Origin of the sequence: Rhizobacter sp. (assembly GCF_046595475.1) — a bacterium.
Taxonomy (GTDB): domain Bacteria; phylum Pseudomonadota; class Gammaproteobacteria; order Burkholderiales; family Burkholderiaceae_C; genus Rhizobacter.
In genome coordinates, this window is sequence record NZ_JBKJOQ010000090.1 from 1 (window position 1) to 14,302 (window position 14,302).

Sequence of the window (14,302 nt, forward strand, 5' to 3'; positions counted from 1 at the left end):
GGCTTCCAGATGATGGGCGACTGGGCCAAGGGCGAGTTCATCGCCGCCAAGAAGGTGCCGGGCAAAGACTTCATCTGCATGCGCTTCCCGGGCACGCAGGGCATGGTCAGCTTCAACTCCGACCAGTTCGCCATGTTCAAGGTGGGTGCCGACAAGTCAGCGGCCCAATCGAAGATGGCTGCGGCGGTGATGAATGCTTCGTTCCAGTCGGCCTTCAACGTCGTCAAGGGCTCGGTGCCGGCACGCACCGACGTGTCTGACGCAGCCTTCGATGATTGCGGCAAGAAGGGCATCAAAGACCTGGCTGAAGCCAACACCAAGGGCACGCTGGTGGGTTCGATGGCTCACGGCCACTCGGTTCCAGCCAACATCAAGAACGCCTTCTACGACGTGATCACACGCCAGTTCAACGGCCAGATCGACAGCAAGACGGCTGTGAAGGAAATGGTGGCTGCCGTCGGCAACTGAGCCTCGCGCGTCCACACAACGGTTCCCCCAGACCGTTGTGTGGCGCTTTTTTTTCAACCTCATTTGATCTCTCGCGTCCCGACTGAATGAAAGCTCCCTTCATCGCCAAGGCCGTGCTCTCGCCCAGCATGCTGCTGATGGGCGTATGCGTGTACGGCTACATCGCCTTCACGGCCTACCTCTCGTTCACCGCCTCCACCATGATGCCGGTGATGACCTACTCGGGCGGCGAGGCCTATGTGCGCCTGATGGGCCTGAACAACTGGGCGCTGTCGGTCAAGAACCTCGGCATCTTTGCCACCCTCTACATCGTGCTGTGCGCGGTGCTGGGCCTGGGCCTGGCGGTGTTGATCGACCAGAAGATCCGCGCCGAAGGCGTCTTCCGCTCGATCTTTCTCTACCCCATGGCCTTGTCGTTCATCGTCACCGGCACCGCCTGGAAGTGGTTGATGGATCCGAGCATCGGCCTGGAGCGAACCATGCACGCCATCGGCTGGGAGAGCTTTGCCTTCGGCTGGGTGAAAGACAGCGACCTCGCCATCTACTGCGTGGTGATCGCCGCGGTGTGGCAAACCACCGGCTTCGTGATGGTGCTGTTTCTCGCGGGCTTGCGCGGCGTGGACAGCGAGGTGGTGAACGCCGCCCGGCTCGACGGCGCGCGCCCCTGGCGCATCTACCAACGGGTGATCTTTCCGCAGCTGGGTGCGAGCTTCGTCTCGGCCTTCGTGATCCTGGCGCACATGGCAATCAAGTCCTATGACCTGGTGATCGCGCTCACCAATGGGGGGCCGGGTCGCGCCAGTTGGCTGCCTTCTCTCTTCATGTACCAGTACACCTTCACCCGCAACGAGATGGCAGTGGGTGCCGCAAGCGCGGTGCTGATGCTGATCGCCATCGCCATCGTGGTGGTGCCCTACGTGCTGCGCGAGACGCGCAACGGAGGCGTGCATGGCTGAGCGCACTGTCGCGCGTACTGCGTCTCGCGTGCTGCTGTACACGGCGCTCGTGTTCTTCGCGCTCGTATTTGCGATGCCGCTGTACGTGATGCTCGTTAACTCGGTCAAGCCGCTCGACGAGATCCGCGGCGGCGACCTGATGGCCTGGCCGCAAGCCTTCACGCTGCAACCCTGGCATGACGCCTGGAGCCTCGCGCAAATCGGCGTGCAGGCCACCGGCCTCAAGCCCTATTTCATCAACAGCTTCCAGATGGCGCTGCCGGGGGTGTTCATCTCCACCGTGATGGGCGCTTTCAACGGCTACGTGCTCACGCAGTTTCGCTTTCGAGGCGCGCACCTCGTGTTTGCGCTGCTGATGTTCTCGGTGTTCATCCCGTTCCAGATTGTGCTGATCCCGATGGCGCGAACCTTGGGCCTGTTGCACCTGGCCGGCACCGTGCCGGGCCTGGTGCTGGTGCACGTGGTCTACGGCATCGGTTTCACCACGCTCTTCTTTCGCAACTACTACGCGGCGTTTCCTGTCGAGCTGGTGCGCTCGGCGCGCATGGATGGTGCGGGCTTCTTCCGCCTCTTCTGGCGGCTACTGCTGCCCAACAGCGGGCCGATCATCGTCGTCTCCATCATTTGGCAGTTCACCAACATCTGGAACGACTTTCTGTTCGGCGTCTCGTTCAGTGACTACAGCAGCTTCCCGGTCACGGTGGCGCTCAACAACCTGGTGAATTCGAGCACCGGGGTGAAGGAATACAACGTGCACTTCGCCGCAGCGTTCATTGCCGGCGCGCCCACGCTGGCCGTGTACTTGCTCTCGGGAAAATATTTCGTGCGCGGCCTGATGGCTGGCTCTGTCAAAGGCTAAGGAACCTCATTTGGCCCCCACGTCGCTTCGCTCCTGCCCCCAAGGGGGTCGCTCGGCCGCCTTGAGGCGGCTCGGCGCCGGCCGAACTTCTGCAATGACCTATCGGTAACTTCAAAAATGGCAGACCTGGCCCTGCGCGGCATTCACAAACTCTTCGGCACCGTGCGCGTGCTGCACGAGATCGACATCCACCTGCCTGACGGCGAATTCCTGGTGCTGGTGGGCCCCTCGGGCTGCGGCAAGAGCACGCTGATGAACCTCATCGCAGGGCTGGATGAGCCCAGCGGCGGGCAGATCGTGCTCGGCGGCAAAGACATCACCTCCACCGCATCGGCCGACCGAAACATCTCGATGGTGTTCCAGTCGTACGCGCTCTACCCCAACATGACGGTGGGTGCCAACATTGCCTTCCCGCTCGAGATGCGCGGCGTGCCCAAGGCCGAGCGCGACAAGACCGTGCAGAGCGTGGCGGCAATGCTGCAGATCGGCCACCTGCTCGACCGCAAACCGCGCCAGCTTTCAGGCGGCCAACGCCAGCGCGTGGCGATCGGGCGCGCACTGGCACGCCAGCCGAAGCTCTTCCTCTTCGACGAGCCGCTGTCCAACCTCGACGCCAAGTTGCGGGTGGACATGCGCGCCGAGATCAAGCGTCTGCATCTGCGCACGGGCGTGACCACCATCTACGTGACGCACGACCAGGTTGAGGCCATGACGCTGGGCACCCGCATCGCGGTGCTCAGCGAAGGCCGCATCCAGCAGCTCGCCACGCCGCTCGAGATCTACACGCGGCCGGCCAACCGCTTCGTGGCCGAGTTCATCGGCTCACCCTCGATCAACATGTTTGAGGCCACGCGCGAGGCGTCGGGTGCGCTGCGTCTGCCCGACGGCGTGGTGGTGGGCCACATGGCGCAAGGGCCGCTAGGCGCCGTGCACGTGGGCGTGCGGCCCGAAGATCTGGAGATCCGTGACGACGGCCAACTGTCAGGCCGCATATCGCTGGTCGAGCCCACCGGGCCCGAGACCTACGCGCTGGTCGACCTGGGCCACACCGAAATCACAGTGCGCATGAGCGGGCTGCCCAATGTGGAGCGTGGCGCCGCGGTGCGGGTGCATGTGCCGCCGGGTTCTCTGCACGTGTTCGCAGCGGTTGGCGGCCAGCGGCTCAACTGAAAGGAGCACCGCATGGGTTGGGGTTTCATCAGGGCCAACAACATTGCCACGCGCGTGATCCCGGCGCTGCGCATGCTGCCAGGGCAAGAGCTGGTGGGAGTGGTCTCGCGCGACGAGCAGCGCGCGCGCCAGTTCGCCGCCGAGCAGGGCCTGACGCAGTCACACACGGCCCTCGCCCACTTTCTGGCCGAGGGCCGGCTCTATGCCGTCTACATCAGCTCGACCAACGAACAACATTCCCTGGGTGCCGGTGATGTGCGCCCGAGTGGTCGCGTGCCGCGCCACGAAAGACAGGTGGGCCTGTGCCAGCACGGCGCGATCGAACTCGATCACAGCCATGGCCAGGCCATCGCCTGACGACCCTTTCATGCGCCCACCTCTGCCCAACGTTCGCAGCCCGGCGTTTCTGCTGGGCCACATCCGCCACACGCTGTCCTTTTACGAGGGTCGCTGCCTCGATGCGAGCGGCGGCTTCTTCCATTTCTTCAAAGACGATGGCACGGTCTACGACCGGCAGACGCGCCATCTTGTCAGCAGCACGCGCTTCGTCTTCAACCACGCCATGGCCTTCCGGCGCTTCGGTGATGCCAAGTACCTTGAAGGCGCGCGCCACGGGCTGCGCTTCTTGCAGCAAGCGCATGCGCAGCCGCAAGGGGGCTACGCGTGGCAACTGGCCTGGGACGGCCAGCACGCCACGGTGCAAGACGGCACCCACCACTGCTATGGCCTGGCCTTCGTGCTGCTGGCCCATGCCCACGCGCTGATGGCCGGCGTCGAAGAAGCACGTGCCGGCGTGGCCGCCACCTTCGACCTGATGGAACACCATTTCTGGCAGCCCACACACGGCCTTTATGCCGACGAAGCGACCGCCGATTGGCAGCTCGGCGGCTACCGCGGCCAGAACGCCAACATGCACAGCTGCGAAGCCATGATCGCGGCCTACGATGCAACGAAAGAGCAGCGCTACCTGCAACGTGCGCTGTTGCTCGCCGAGGCCATCACGCAGCGCCAGGCCGCACGCGCACACACGACCCTGGGCGACCTGGTGTGGGAGCACTACCGTGCCGACTGGTCGGTCGACTGGGACTACAACCGCCACGACCAAACCAACATCTTTCGCCCTTGGGGCTTCCAGACCGGCCACCTCACCGAGTGGGCCAAGCTGCTGCTGCAACTCGAAGCGCACCTGCCACCTGATCAGCGCCCGGCTTGGTTGCTGCCCACGGCCCAGCGCTTCTTCGACACTGCCATGCGCCTGGGCTGGGATGCGACGCACGGCGGACTCGTCTACGGCTTCGCGCCCGACGGCCAGGTGTGCGATGACCACAAGTACTTCTGGGTGCAAGCCGAAAGCCTGGCCGCCGCCGCGTTGCTGGCGCTGCGCACCGGTGATGAGGCGTACTGGGCCTGGTACGAGCGCCTGTGGGCCTACAGCTGGGCTCACATGATCGACCATGAGCACGGTGCCTGGTACCGCATACGCACACCCGACAACCGCCCCTGCTCCGACGAGAAAAGCCCGGCCGGCAAGACCGACTACCACACCATGGGCGCCTGCTACGACGTGCTGCGCGGCCTGGGCGCCTGAAAGCTCGTGAGAAAATCGGCCGCCCCTCGCCGTAGTTCAATGGACAGAACGGCCGCCTCCTAAGCGGCAAATACAGGTTCGATTCCTGTCGGCGGGACCAAGCAGAAAGCCAGAACAAGCCAATAAAGAACGAAGGCCCCAGGAGAATCAAAGCTCAGGGGCCTTTTTTGTTCCCACTCGTTCCGGGGACTACCTCTTGAAGCCGGGGGTAACTGGGGGCAACATCCGGGGTAGGCGAGTTACCCCCGACTGGAGTTACCCCATGGCCCTCACAGACACTGCGATTCGCAAGGCCAAGCCGGGCGAAAGGCCCGTGCGCATGTTCGACGAGCGAGGCCTCTACCTCGAAGTCGCGCCCAACGGCGGCAAGTGGTGGCGCTTTAAGTTCAGGTTCGACGGCAAAGAGAAGTTGCTTTCGATGGGCACCTTCCCCGACACCAGCCTCAAGAAGGCCCGCGAACGGCGCGACGCGGCCCGAGAACAACTGGCCGAGGGCATCGACCCGAGCGAGGCGCGAAAGGCGTCTAAAGCGGCCAAACGTGCCGAAGCACTCAGCACCCTTGAAGCTGTCGCGCGGGCGTGGCTGGCCCACCGTGCCGACGCCTGGGCGGAGCAGACGCAGAAGGTGATCCTCGCTTCGTTGGAAAACGATGTATTTCCGGCGTTAGGCGCGCGCCCCATCGCCGAAGTTCAGCCAGCCGAGATTCGCGAGTTGGTGAAAAGCATTGAGGCGCGCGGCGCTAGCGAGACGGCAGGCAGGGTATTTCAGCGGCTGCGCTCGATCTTTCGCTATGCCATCGCGCACGATCTGAGCGGCACCGACCCGACCTACCCGCTGAAACCCGCCGAAATCTTCAAGCCTCGCAAAGTGGCACACCGTGCGGCGCTCTCTGAACGCGATGTGCGAGCCTTCCTGCAACGGCTCAAGGGCTATGAAGGCGACCCTACAACAGCGGCAGCGCTATCGCTATTGATGCTCACTGCCGTGCGCCCTGGTGAGCTGCGCGGTGCACGCTGGGATGAGATCGACATGGAGCGGGCTTTGTGGCGCGTGCCAGCGGAGCGCATGAAGATGAAGACCGAACACACGGTGCCGCTGGCAGCCCAAGCCTTAGGCGTGTTGCACGGCATGAAGGCCTTGAGCGGAGAAGACGCTTTGGTGTTCCCTTCGCCTTTCTACCCTGGCAAGCCACTGAGCGACGGCACGTTGAACAGCGCCTTGGCCCGCATGGGCTACAAGGGAATCGCTACTGCGCACGGGTTCCGCACGCTGTTCTCTACCTGCGCCAATGAAGCCGGCTGGAATCGTGACCACATCGAAAAGCAACTGGCTCACGAAGACCGCGACGATGTACGCGGCGCCTACAACCGGGCGCAATGGCTCAGCGAGCGGGCAAAGATGATGCAGTGGTGGGCTGACCGCATCGACGGGCTGCGCAAAGGGGCGGAATTGATTCCGTTTAAGACGGCATAGCGGCGCGCCGAGCCTTCAGAATCAAGATCGCTGCGCCTAGCCCGAGGCTGATCCCCGAGGGCGAAAACCGGGTTCCCTTGCCCGGCTGGCGTGGCACCCTGACAAGGACCGCGCATAAAGGGGTATGGCGTGCTCGAAGTCCAGGAAGTGGGGCTAAAGGCCCACGTAACAGGTGAACTTAAACGTCTGCTTGATGGAAATCCATTCGCCTCAAGAATGGCATTGCACTTGGGTTCAGCCCTCCATCTTCGAATGACGGATTGGGGGGACGAAAGCGAAGGCAGCAGATACGACCCCGTCTACCACCTGTACCTATTGCTAGCTGGCGGGTGGACGCTTGACCCTGAATGGGTCTCAAAACCCGACGGTACATGGCAGGACGACAGTGGCGAAATTCTGCCTGCTGACGTGCCGCACCAGCTAACGCCGGCCGAGCACTTGGCGGCACATGGCCTATGGCTTGTTAGAGGTGAGTTCTCATCCGTTGGCTCAATTCCATCGGAACCAATGGGAGAGCAGGGATGGACTCGCGAGGAAGTTCTTCAGCACCGATCTACGTGCATCGCCCTTGCCTATCAAGCACTCGCCTTTGCGCAAAAAATGCTCCTGGGTGACGAGCTTAGTAGAGATGAGATTGCCAAAGCAGTCCGCGCGGCAACTGCACGCAAAGCTGCCGATGCACTGCACGACCAACCGGGCGGTTCTCGCGAGAAGCGCGAAACAATTCGCACGGCCTGGCTGTCGGGAAAATATCGCAGTCGAGACATATGCGCAGAGCAAGAGTGCGCCGCGTTAGACATGTCGTTCTCGACGGCTCGGAAAGCGCTAATTGGGACGCCAGAGCCACTTAGCCGCAGCAAGTAGCGGCTAGCCGCTGCTCGCATAGAGGGTTCTGTCAACAGGGCTGCAGTTGTCGAATCGCCTTCAGTTCCTGGATCGGCCGGGGACGCCCACGAAAGGCGAGTATGGCGACAGACACGATTCGACAGACCCAATCCGACAGGGCCCTCGCAAGGCGGCGACAGGTTGAACAACTCGTTCAACTTTCGCGCTCCAGCATCTACGCAGCAGTGAAAGCGGGCACCTTCCCGGCCCCCGTGCGGATAGGCGCGCGTGCGGTAGCTTGGCGCGTGTCGGAAGTCGAGCAGTGGCTAGAAGCGCGGCCCCTGGCTAGCGCGTCGGCTTGAGCAAGGGGAACAGCCATGGAAGAAAAAAAGGCCACCCCGAACAACGAAGCGGCCCCCAATGAATTGCAGCCGAAGTCTAAGCCCGCCGACAACAGCGAGAGCGCGTCGGCGCAGCGGCGGCGCGTGCTCGATGCCTTGCGCAGCGGCCCCAAAAGCACGATTCAACTGCGGCGCGACTGGGACATTCTTTCGCCAGCGGCCCGCGTATTGGAATTGAAGCGGCGCGGCTCCGACATCCTCACTCAGTGGGTGCATCACGCCACCGACTGCGGCAAGCTGCACCGTGTGGCGCTCTACGTGCTGCTGGGCGAGACAGGCGGGCAAGCATGACGGCGGCCGCATGGCTAGACCGGCTTCAGTGCCTTGCAGCGCGCTTTCCCGAGCACGGCATCGGCGCCGACTTGGTGGGGCTCGCCATGGTCGATCTGTGGGGCCTGTATCTGTTCCTGAGTCGCCTGGCTGATGGGGCCTGAACGTGACGCGCGGCAAGTTCAAGCGCAACAGCGACAAGCGCGACGGCAAGGGGTTCGTGGCCCTGCCCCTCGTTGTTCTCAATAGCCCCGGCTATCGGCTCGCCAGCCACCCCGCGCGGGCGCTATTGATCGATATAGCCATGCAGTACACCGGGCACAACAACGGCAAGCTGACCGCGTGCGCCAAGTACCTCAACGCGAAAGGCTGGCGCAGCAATGACACCATCGTTCGGGCACGGCGCGAGTTGCTCGAATGTGGCCTGTTGATCGAGACGCGCAAGGGCGCGCGGCCCAACAAGGCAGCATGGTTCGCACTCGCCTGGTTCGACCTCGACCCGGTGCAAGGGCTAGACATCGACGCCAAGCTGTACCGGCGCGGCGACTACATGACGCCAACCAAGGGCACCGATCAAAACGCAACCCTTGCACCGTGTGGCGGTGTAGCGAAGGGCCGCATTGCACCGGCTGGCGGTGCAAGGGCTTCAATCGCTGCACCGTCTCGCGGTGCTATCCACGCCACATTGACCCCCTCGCCTATACCGTCTCGCGGTGCGTATCTAGAAATACCATCTGCCCAGGCAATGGCGACGGCCGGCGACTGACCAAGGTGTCGATCCGTCCACTATCTCTTCGGGGAGGCCCCTGCGCTGCTTCGCATCGCTTGAATGACCCCTTCTTGAAGCGGGACGAGGGGATCGCAGTCCCGCTCGTGTTCAGTCTTCATTTCCTTCAGCACGTCGAGGCTCCCCATTTCGAACTTCGCCTTCAACGCGGTCAAGCGTGCGCTCTTTATAGATTCAGCCGTCTGCTTGCTATCGAAACTCGGACTCTCTGCGCCACTGGACAGCAGCAGCATTCCGGCGAGCGTCCATCCGCGAGAAATGTTCTCGAAATTCTCCGCCGCATTGGGCCTTCCTTGCTGAGCGCTAATGCCTGACACGAAGTCAAAAAAGGCAGCACACGTCACTAGCCTTTGCCCGGTTACGAAGTCGCCCGGCTTGCTATCCGTGAATGTGTCAGCGGCCATGCCCGGCAATACCACGCACAAGGCCAGCGCCCCAAATAGCATCGTTTTCATTGGCGGACCCGAATTGATGAGCTTGAATTGTGCTGATGATTTCGTTTTCTGTGGGAGCTAAAGAGTGGCTAAAGGTGGCATGAGAATCGGCGCGGGCAGACCCGCCCAACGCGCCAAGGCGGAACACTTCACGCGGCTGGACGTTCGGCATTGGCAACGCCAAGGTGTTCTGCGGCCCGGCGCATCTGGCGCTTGGGTCTGGCGCAATTCAGAAACCGGCGAACGCACCGCCAGCATCGGCTATCGGGTAGAGGCTGAAGCTGTGTGGATCAACTACTCGATTGACGACAAGCCTTCGAGCCAGCGAGTGAGCATTGACCGAACGGCTTGCACCTACGGCGGCAAGCGCTCATGGTTCGTCTGCCCCATACGCGGCGAGCGCGTTGCGGTGCTGTACCTAAGGGCTGGGCGCTTCGCGTGCAGGCACTGCCAACGTCTGGCCTATGCGAGCCAGTCAGACGACTTCATCAATCGCACCTGGCGGCGTCAGCGACAGATTGAGGCGAAGCTGGGTGACCAATTGCAACGACCCAAGGGCATGCACAGGGCCACGCACGAGAGCTTGCTGTCAATCATTTGGGACTGCGAATCTCAACGGGAAGAGGCTTTGGCTTGCTATTTGGAGGTGCTCACACGCCGGCACCCATTGCTCTTCCAAGGTCTGAAGTATTGACCTTCGGGGAGGGCCGGAACGGCCAGGACGGCGCGCCCGTTTCGGTAGAGTCACTGCATGTGCTCCAACTACCGCCCTGTTACCAGCATTGATCGCCTGCTAACGTTCTTTGGCGCGGAGCGTGACAAAGACACCCCGCCAGCGGACGTGTACCCCACCGGGCTGGCGCCCTTCATTCGGCTGGCCACCGAGGGGCAGGAAGGCGGCACGCCAAACGTAATCGTGGACGATGGTCATTTCGGCTTGTTGCCCGGCTTTGCTGCCGAGTTGGCGTATGGGCGGCGCACCTACAACGCTCGCACCGAGACGGTGGCTAAGCTGCCCAGCTTCCGGCACGCCTGGGCCAAGGGCCAGAGGTGCGTCATCCCGGCCGAGTACATATTCGAGCCTTGCTGGGAAACAGGGCGGGCCGTGCGATGGCGCATCAGCCAGCCAGGCGACGTGCCCATGGGTATTGCGGGCATTTACACCGAATGGGTTGCGCCCGACGGACGCAAGGCTTTCAGCTTTGCCATGCTCACCGTCAATGCCGATGGGCACCCGGTGATGCAGCGCTTTCACAAGCCCGACGACGAAAGGCGCATGGTGGTGGTTCTTGCCCCGGCTGACTACGGCCCGTGGCTCTCGTGCCCTGTGCCCGAGGCGTCCAGGTTCTTCAGGCAATGGACCGGCCCGCTCGATGCCGTGCCCGATGCGCGCGCCAGTGCGCCACGCGCCGTCAGTGGCAAGGTGATGAAACCGCCGCCACCGCCCGAAGGGGGCCAGTTGTTTTGATCGGAGTCACCTTCACTGCAACAAGATCGCACACGGGGTAGGTTTGGGGGTATCTGCTGAAACCAACTCACCAATTCCTCAGTAAGCGTGCGGGTTAGCGCGGCTTCTTCGATTCCTGTCGGCGGGACCAACCTTTTCAGCAACAGTCAGGCCCGTCGGTCAGAACTTCTCCCATTCATCGCCGGCTTCAGCCGTCGCTGCTGTGGCCTCGGCGGGCGCCGCCTTCACCGAGCTTGTCGAGGCGGGTCGCTGGGCTTGCTTGACAGCCGGCTTGAGCGCCGGCTTGCTTACCGGCGGCTTTGGCTGCGGCTTGCTGGCCATGCGGGCTGGAGCGATTGCGCTCCTGGTCTCGCCGTGGCTGAGTGTGAACACGCTCACCGCTGCGACGAGCTTGGCGGCCTGCTGGCTCAGGCTGTCTGCGGCGGCTGAGCTCTCTTCGACCAAAGCCGCATTCTGCTGCGTCACCTGGTCAAGCTGGTTCACCGCATCACCCACTTGGCTGATGCCCTGCGTCTGCTCCTGTGTGGCCGAACTGATCTCGCCAATCAGGTCGTTTACACGTTTGACCTGAGCCACGATGTCGCTCATCGTGCGCCCGGCCTCGCCAACTTGTTGGCTGCCGGCTTCGACCTTTTCCACACTCTCGATGATCAGTCCCTTGATCTCCTTGGCGGCAGCCGCCGAGCGCTGGGCCAGGCTTCTGACTTCGCTGGCCACCACGGCAAACCCGCGGCCCTGCTCGCCAGCGCGTGCCGCTTCCACCGCGGCGTTGAGCGCCAGGATGTTGGTCTGGAACGCGATGCCGTCGATCACGCCGATGATGTCAACAATCTTCTTGCTGGAAGCCGTGATGGCTTCCATCGTGCCAACGACCTGCCCCACCACAGCGCCGCCTTGTGCCGCTGCAGCGCTGGCCGAGCTGGCCAGCTGGGTCGCATGGCGCGCGGTGTCGGCGTTGTTCTTCACGGTCGACGTGAGCTGCTCCATCGACGATGCGGTCTCTTCGAGGTTGGCGGCTTGTTCCTCGGTGCGCTGGCTCAAGTCGGCGTTGCCGGTTGCGATCTGGCTCGATCCGGTGGCGATGCTTTCGCTGCTTTGACGCACCTGGCCGACGATCTGGGCGAGGCTGTCGCGCATGGCTTTCATCCCGGCCAGCATGCTCGACTCATCGCCTACGCGAAGCTGCACATCGACGGCAAGGTTGCCTGCGGCAATCTCGCGGGCCACGCTGGAAGCGTAGTCGGGCTCACCGCCGAGCTGGCGGGTGATCGTGCGCGTCAGCCACCAGGCGACTCCTGCACCCACGAACAGCCCGGCCAGACCGAGGGCGAGCATCAGCGTGCGCGCGGTTTCGATGTCTTGCTTGATTTCAGCGCCACTGACATCGACGCGCTTCTTCTGCAACGCAGTCAATTCTGTGATGCGCACCTGCAGCACATCAAGCGCAGGCAGCGTTTCAGCAAACATCAGCTTTGTCGCATCGTCGCGTTTGGCATCTTCCACCAGCTTGTCGACTTTGCCGAATGACGTGACGTAGCCGGCTCGCATGTCTTTGATAGTCGCAAGCAGCGCTTTGCCCTCGGCCGAAGTCACCATTTTCTCCAACAGCGCCATCGACTCGTTGATCTTTTTCTTGTTTTCAGCGATGCGCTGACGGATCTTGTCGACTTCAGCCTTGTCGGTGACGAGAAGCAGTTCCAGCGTGCGGCGCGCGTTGGCCCGCATGCTGACGTTGATGGTGGCGGCAGCATCTGCCTTGACCCAATCCTGGGTGATGATCTTGTGGCTGGATTCGCCCACGCTGTTGAAACGCATGATCGCCATGGCGATCACGACCCCCATCAGCATCAGCACGGCGGCGAATCCGAGGCCGAGTCGGGTGCCGAGCTTCATGTTCTTAAGGGTATTCATTGACGTGTGTTCCAGGTGGGTTTGGCTGGCAGGATGCCGCGCCCCAGGTCAGTGACGACGCAGGCATGCACCGTTATCGGCCGACAACTGTGAATCTGGAGGTACACCGATCCTCTCGATTGACGTGCGCCTGCTGAGAATTGCTTCAACGCTTCGCGACAACCCCAAGCGCGTTGCCGAGACCCCCTCAACCCAGTAGTCCCAGTAGTTCCAAGCCCCTCAGCCAGAGGATAGAAACAAACTGATACAAGCCAGAAAATGCGGGCATGAGCCGTCATCAACCCGCATTCAAAGCCACCCAAGTGTTCGACTGGGCGAACGAGCCCTCAGACGAGCGCCCCACCGACTTCGGCAGCTCCACCGGGTTCTCGGCCTTGTCGGGTTTCGCCTCCTTGCAGGCAGCCCCCAACCAGGCGCGCCGCCGCCGGCAGCGCAGGGCAGGCTGGGCCAAGCTGATCGTCACCACGCTCTTGATCCTGGTGTCGAGCACCGTGGCCTTGATGACCCTGGCAGACCACCTGCGCGGCTGAGGGCGCCATACCCCGGCCACGTCTTGACATGGGGTCGGGCATGACCATCCACGGGGCTCCGGTACTCCGGGAATAGGCTGTACCTCGCGGGCAACAGCGACTAGATTGGGCTTTGCGCATTCGCGCAATTCCTTGCTGTCTCGGAGGACTGTGTATGGCCTGGCACACAACCACGGCGAAGTCGAAGCGCCTCATCTGGCGCATCTCCGACCGTGCGCCCTTGGGTGAATGGGTAGACCCCAATATTCCCGTGGAGCCCCCCAAAAAGAACCTGCCGGAAGTGAGCCACGGCAGCTGGACGCGCTCGTCCTTTGACCTGCTGAATGGCATCGACGTGAACGACGACCCGACCACCGTGCCAGACGATCTGTTCGACGAGTTCTTTCGGCCCGTCACCGACAAGCCGCCGCCGCTGCGCGAGTAGCGCTACACGACAGCGTTCAGCATCGCACGGCAGGTGGCCATTTGAGCTCCCCGAGCAAGGTGGCACTTGGGCCACTCGCGTGCCACCCACTTCATGGCATCAACTGCTTTGCCACCAGCGGCAGGCCAGCACGTTGCCATGCGTCTATGCCACCGCTGAGGTAGCGCGCGTTCACGCCCAAGGCACGCAGGCGAAGCGCCGTGGCGCGCCCCACTTCATGCCCGTAGACGCAGTAGACGAGCACGGCTTGATCAGGCGAGAGCTCGTGCGCCCACTCGCTGACGCGCGCGGGGTCGCGCCAGCTTGCGGCAGGCAGCATGGTGGGCGCAGCGTTGAACACGGCATCACGGCGCACATCGACCCGCTGCACCTCACCGGCTTCGGCCGGTGCCGTGCCCCACGGTCCACTGGCTGCGTGCACGACGTCTTGGTAACGCTGATAGACGGGTGCCCAGTCGAGGCTCGCGAGAAACGCACTCGCCTCTGCGGGCATCTGCAGCGCCAGAACCTGCGAGTTGGGGTCGCTCATGGCGACACCGCTGACCCAACGGTTCACCAGCTGGCCCTGGCTGGGCGCGAAGACCAGCTCAACCTGGCCGGCCGCGCCTCGTGAACTGTCGGCCAGCTGCAAGAACTGGCGTCGCCACGACTCAACGCTGCCGAAGCTGGCCGACAAAGCCAGCGCCATCGGCAAAGGAGGTTCTGTGTGGGAAGGGGATGTGCTCATGGTGGCTCCT

The 14,302-nt window shown here is 62.9% G+C and carries 16 protein-coding genes, 1 tRNA gene and 1 pseudogene; 15 read left to right on the forward strand and 3 right to left on the reverse strand.

From position 1 onward, the window contains the following. The 12 genes and pseudogenes from AC30QB_RS15525 to AC30QB_RS15580 form a co-directional block, all read left to right on the forward strand. Positions 1 to 468: pseudogene (locus tag AC30QB_RS15525) on the forward strand (sugar ABC transporter substrate-binding protein); the annotation flags it as partial. Positions 469 to 554: 86 nt separating this feature from the next. Beyond that, complete coding sequence (locus tag AC30QB_RS15530; protein WP_489547146.1) at positions 555 to 1,424, forward strand: carbohydrate ABC transporter permease; 870 nt, start codon at positions 555 to 557, stop codon at positions 1,422 to 1,424. Further along, entirely contained in the window at positions 1,417 to 2,283 is an 867-nt protein-coding gene (locus AC30QB_RS15535; RefSeq protein WP_489547147.1) for a carbohydrate ABC transporter permease, read from the forward strand. The genes AC30QB_RS15530 and AC30QB_RS15535 overlap by 8 nt, the downstream gene beginning before the upstream one ends. Before the next feature lie 117 nt (positions 2,284 to 2,400). After that, positions 2,401 to 3,453 carry an ABC transporter ATP-binding protein gene (locus tag AC30QB_RS15540; RefSeq protein WP_489547148.1) on the forward strand — a complete coding sequence of 351 codons (1,053 nt, stop codon included), beginning with the start codon at positions 2,401 to 2,403 and terminating at the stop codon, positions 3,451 to 3,453. 12 nt (positions 3,454 to 3,465) lie between these two features. After that, positions 3,466 to 3,810, forward strand: coding sequence for a Gfo/Idh/MocA family oxidoreductase (locus AC30QB_RS15545; RefSeq protein WP_489547149.1), 345 nt, complete (start codon positions 3,466 to 3,468; stop codon positions 3,808 to 3,810). A 10-nt stretch (positions 3,811 to 3,820) separates the two neighbouring features. Then, on the forward strand, positions 3,821 to 5,041 hold the full coding sequence (locus AC30QB_RS15550) for an AGE family epimerase/isomerase (RefSeq protein WP_489547150.1): 1,221 nt from the start codon (positions 3,821 to 3,823) through the stop codon (positions 5,039 to 5,041). 25 nt (positions 5,042 to 5,066) lie between these two features. Beyond that, positions 5,067 to 5,141: transfer RNA gene (locus AC30QB_RS15555), tRNA-Arg, on the forward strand. A 162-nt stretch (positions 5,142 to 5,303) separates the two neighbouring features. Further along, the gene (locus tag AC30QB_RS15560) at positions 5,304 to 6,515 is read left to right on the forward strand and encodes a tyrosine-type recombinase/integrase (protein ID WP_489547151.1); all 1,212 of its coding nucleotides are present in this window, start codon (positions 5,304 to 5,306) and stop codon (positions 6,513 to 6,515) included. A gap of 965 nt (positions 6,516 to 7,480) precedes the next feature. Next, a complete protein-coding gene (locus AC30QB_RS15565) occupies positions 7,481 to 7,702 on the forward strand; it encodes a helix-turn-helix transcriptional regulator (protein WP_489547152.1) in 222 nt (73 codons plus the stop codon). 15 nt (positions 7,703 to 7,717) lie between these two features. Further along, positions 7,718 to 8,032, forward strand: a complete 315-nt coding sequence (locus tag AC30QB_RS15570; protein ID WP_489547153.1) for a helix-turn-helix domain-containing protein — start codon at positions 7,718 to 7,720, stop codon at positions 8,030 to 8,032. After that, positions 8,029 to 8,175 carry a hypothetical protein gene (locus AC30QB_RS15575; protein WP_489547154.1) on the forward strand — a complete coding sequence of 49 codons (147 nt, stop codon included), beginning with the start codon at positions 8,029 to 8,031 and terminating at the stop codon, positions 8,173 to 8,175. The genes AC30QB_RS15570 and AC30QB_RS15575 overlap by 4 nt, the downstream gene beginning before the upstream one ends. A 2-nt stretch (positions 8,176 to 8,177) precedes the next feature. Continuing rightward, positions 8,178 to 8,777, forward strand: coding sequence for a hypothetical protein (locus tag AC30QB_RS15580; RefSeq protein ID WP_489547155.1), 600 nt, complete (start codon positions 8,178 to 8,180; stop codon positions 8,775 to 8,777). Positions 8,778 to 8,797: 20 nt separating this feature from the next. On the opposite strand, the gene AC30QB_RS15585 is transcribed toward AC30QB_RS15580, so the two are convergent. Then, on the reverse strand, positions 8,798 to 9,253 hold the full coding sequence (locus AC30QB_RS15585; RefSeq protein WP_489547156.1) for a hypothetical protein: 456 nt from the start codon (positions 9,251 to 9,253) through the stop codon (positions 8,798 to 8,800). Between the two features lie 730 nt (positions 9,254 to 9,983). Between AC30QB_RS15585 and AC30QB_RS15590 the strand changes: the two genes are divergently transcribed. After that, positions 9,984 to 10,700: an SOS response-associated peptidase gene (locus tag AC30QB_RS15590; protein WP_489547157.1), complete on the forward strand. Its 717-nt coding sequence runs from the start codon at positions 9,984 to 9,986 to the stop codon at positions 10,698 to 10,700. A gap of 159 nt (positions 10,701 to 10,859) precedes the next feature. Here AC30QB_RS15590 and AC30QB_RS15595 read toward each other — a convergent pair whose 3' ends face one another. After that, on the reverse strand, positions 10,860 to 12,611 hold the full coding sequence (locus tag AC30QB_RS15595) for a methyl-accepting chemotaxis protein (protein WP_489547158.1): 1,752 nt from the start codon (positions 12,609 to 12,611) through the stop codon (positions 10,860 to 10,862). Between the two features lie 266 nt (positions 12,612 to 12,877). On the opposite strand from AC30QB_RS15595, the gene AC30QB_RS15600 reads away from it, so the two are divergent. Together AC30QB_RS15600 and AC30QB_RS15605 are read left to right on the forward strand one after the other, a co-directional pair. After that, on the forward strand, positions 12,878 to 13,141 hold the full coding sequence (locus AC30QB_RS15600) for a hypothetical protein (RefSeq protein ID WP_489547159.1): 264 nt from the start codon (positions 12,878 to 12,880) through the stop codon (positions 13,139 to 13,141). A 154-nt stretch (positions 13,142 to 13,295) separates the two neighbouring features. After that, positions 13,296 to 13,565, forward strand: coding sequence for a hypothetical protein (locus tag AC30QB_RS15605; protein ID WP_489547160.1), 270 nt, complete (start codon positions 13,296 to 13,298; stop codon positions 13,563 to 13,565). A gap of 91 nt (positions 13,566 to 13,656) precedes the next feature. On the opposite strand, the gene AC30QB_RS15610 is transcribed toward AC30QB_RS15605, so the two are convergent. Continuing rightward, positions 13,657 to 14,292: a rhodanese-like domain-containing protein gene (locus tag AC30QB_RS15610; RefSeq protein ID WP_489547161.1), complete on the reverse strand. Its 636-nt coding sequence runs from the start codon at positions 14,290 to 14,292 to the stop codon at positions 13,657 to 13,659. Positions 14,293 to 14,302: the final 10 nt, after the last annotated feature.

What these genes read in the sequence shown, in the direction of transcription:
- AC30QB_RS15595 (WP_489547158.1), bottom strand. Translation starts at nt 12,611, where the DNA reads ATGAATACCCTTAAGAACATGAAGCTCGGCACCCGACTCGGCCTCGGA.
- AC30QB_RS15585 (WP_489547156.1), bottom strand. Translation starts at nt 9,253, where the DNA reads ATGAAAACGATGCTATTTGGGGCGCTGGCCTTGTGCGTGGTATTGCCG.
- AC30QB_RS15540 (WP_489547148.1), top strand. Translation starts at nt 2,401, where the DNA reads ATGGCAGACCTGGCCCTGCGCGGCATTCACAAACTCTTCGGCACCGTG.
- AC30QB_RS15600 (WP_489547159.1), top strand. Translation starts at nt 12,878, where the DNA reads ATGAGCCGTCATCAACCCGCATTCAAAGCCACCCAAGTGTTCGACTGG.
- AC30QB_RS15610 (WP_489547161.1), bottom strand. Translation starts at nt 14,292, where the DNA reads ATGAGCACATCCCCTTCCCACACAGAACCTCCTTTGCCGATGGCGCTG.
- AC30QB_RS15570 (WP_489547153.1), top strand. Translation starts at nt 7,718, where the DNA reads ATGGAAGAAAAAAAGGCCACCCCGAACAACGAAGCGGCCCCCAATGAA.
- AC30QB_RS15545 (WP_489547149.1), top strand. Translation starts at nt 3,466, where the DNA reads ATGGGTTGGGGTTTCATCAGGGCCAACAACATTGCCACGCGCGTGATC.
- AC30QB_RS15590 (WP_489547157.1), top strand. Translation starts at nt 9,984, where the DNA reads ATGTGCTCCAACTACCGCCCTGTTACCAGCATTGATCGCCTGCTAACG.
- AC30QB_RS15565 (WP_489547152.1), top strand. Translation starts at nt 7,481, where the DNA reads ATGGCGACAGACACGATTCGACAGACCCAATCCGACAGGGCCCTCGCA.
- AC30QB_RS15575 (WP_489547154.1), top strand. Translation starts at nt 8,029, where the DNA reads ATGACGGCGGCCGCATGGCTAGACCGGCTTCAGTGCCTTGCAGCGCGC.
- AC30QB_RS15550 (WP_489547150.1), top strand. Translation starts at nt 3,821, where the DNA reads ATGCGCCCACCTCTGCCCAACGTTCGCAGCCCGGCGTTTCTGCTGGGC.
- AC30QB_RS15605 (WP_489547160.1), top strand. Translation starts at nt 13,296, where the DNA reads ATGGCCTGGCACACAACCACGGCGAAGTCGAAGCGCCTCATCTGGCGC.
- AC30QB_RS15535 (WP_489547147.1), top strand. Translation starts at nt 1,417, where the DNA reads ATGGCTGAGCGCACTGTCGCGCGTACTGCGTCTCGCGTGCTGCTGTAC.
- AC30QB_RS15530 (WP_489547146.1), top strand. Translation starts at nt 555, where the DNA reads ATGAAAGCTCCCTTCATCGCCAAGGCCGTGCTCTCGCCCAGCATGCTG.
- AC30QB_RS15560 (WP_489547151.1), top strand. Translation starts at nt 5,304, where the DNA reads ATGGCCCTCACAGACACTGCGATTCGCAAGGCCAAGCCGGGCGAAAGG.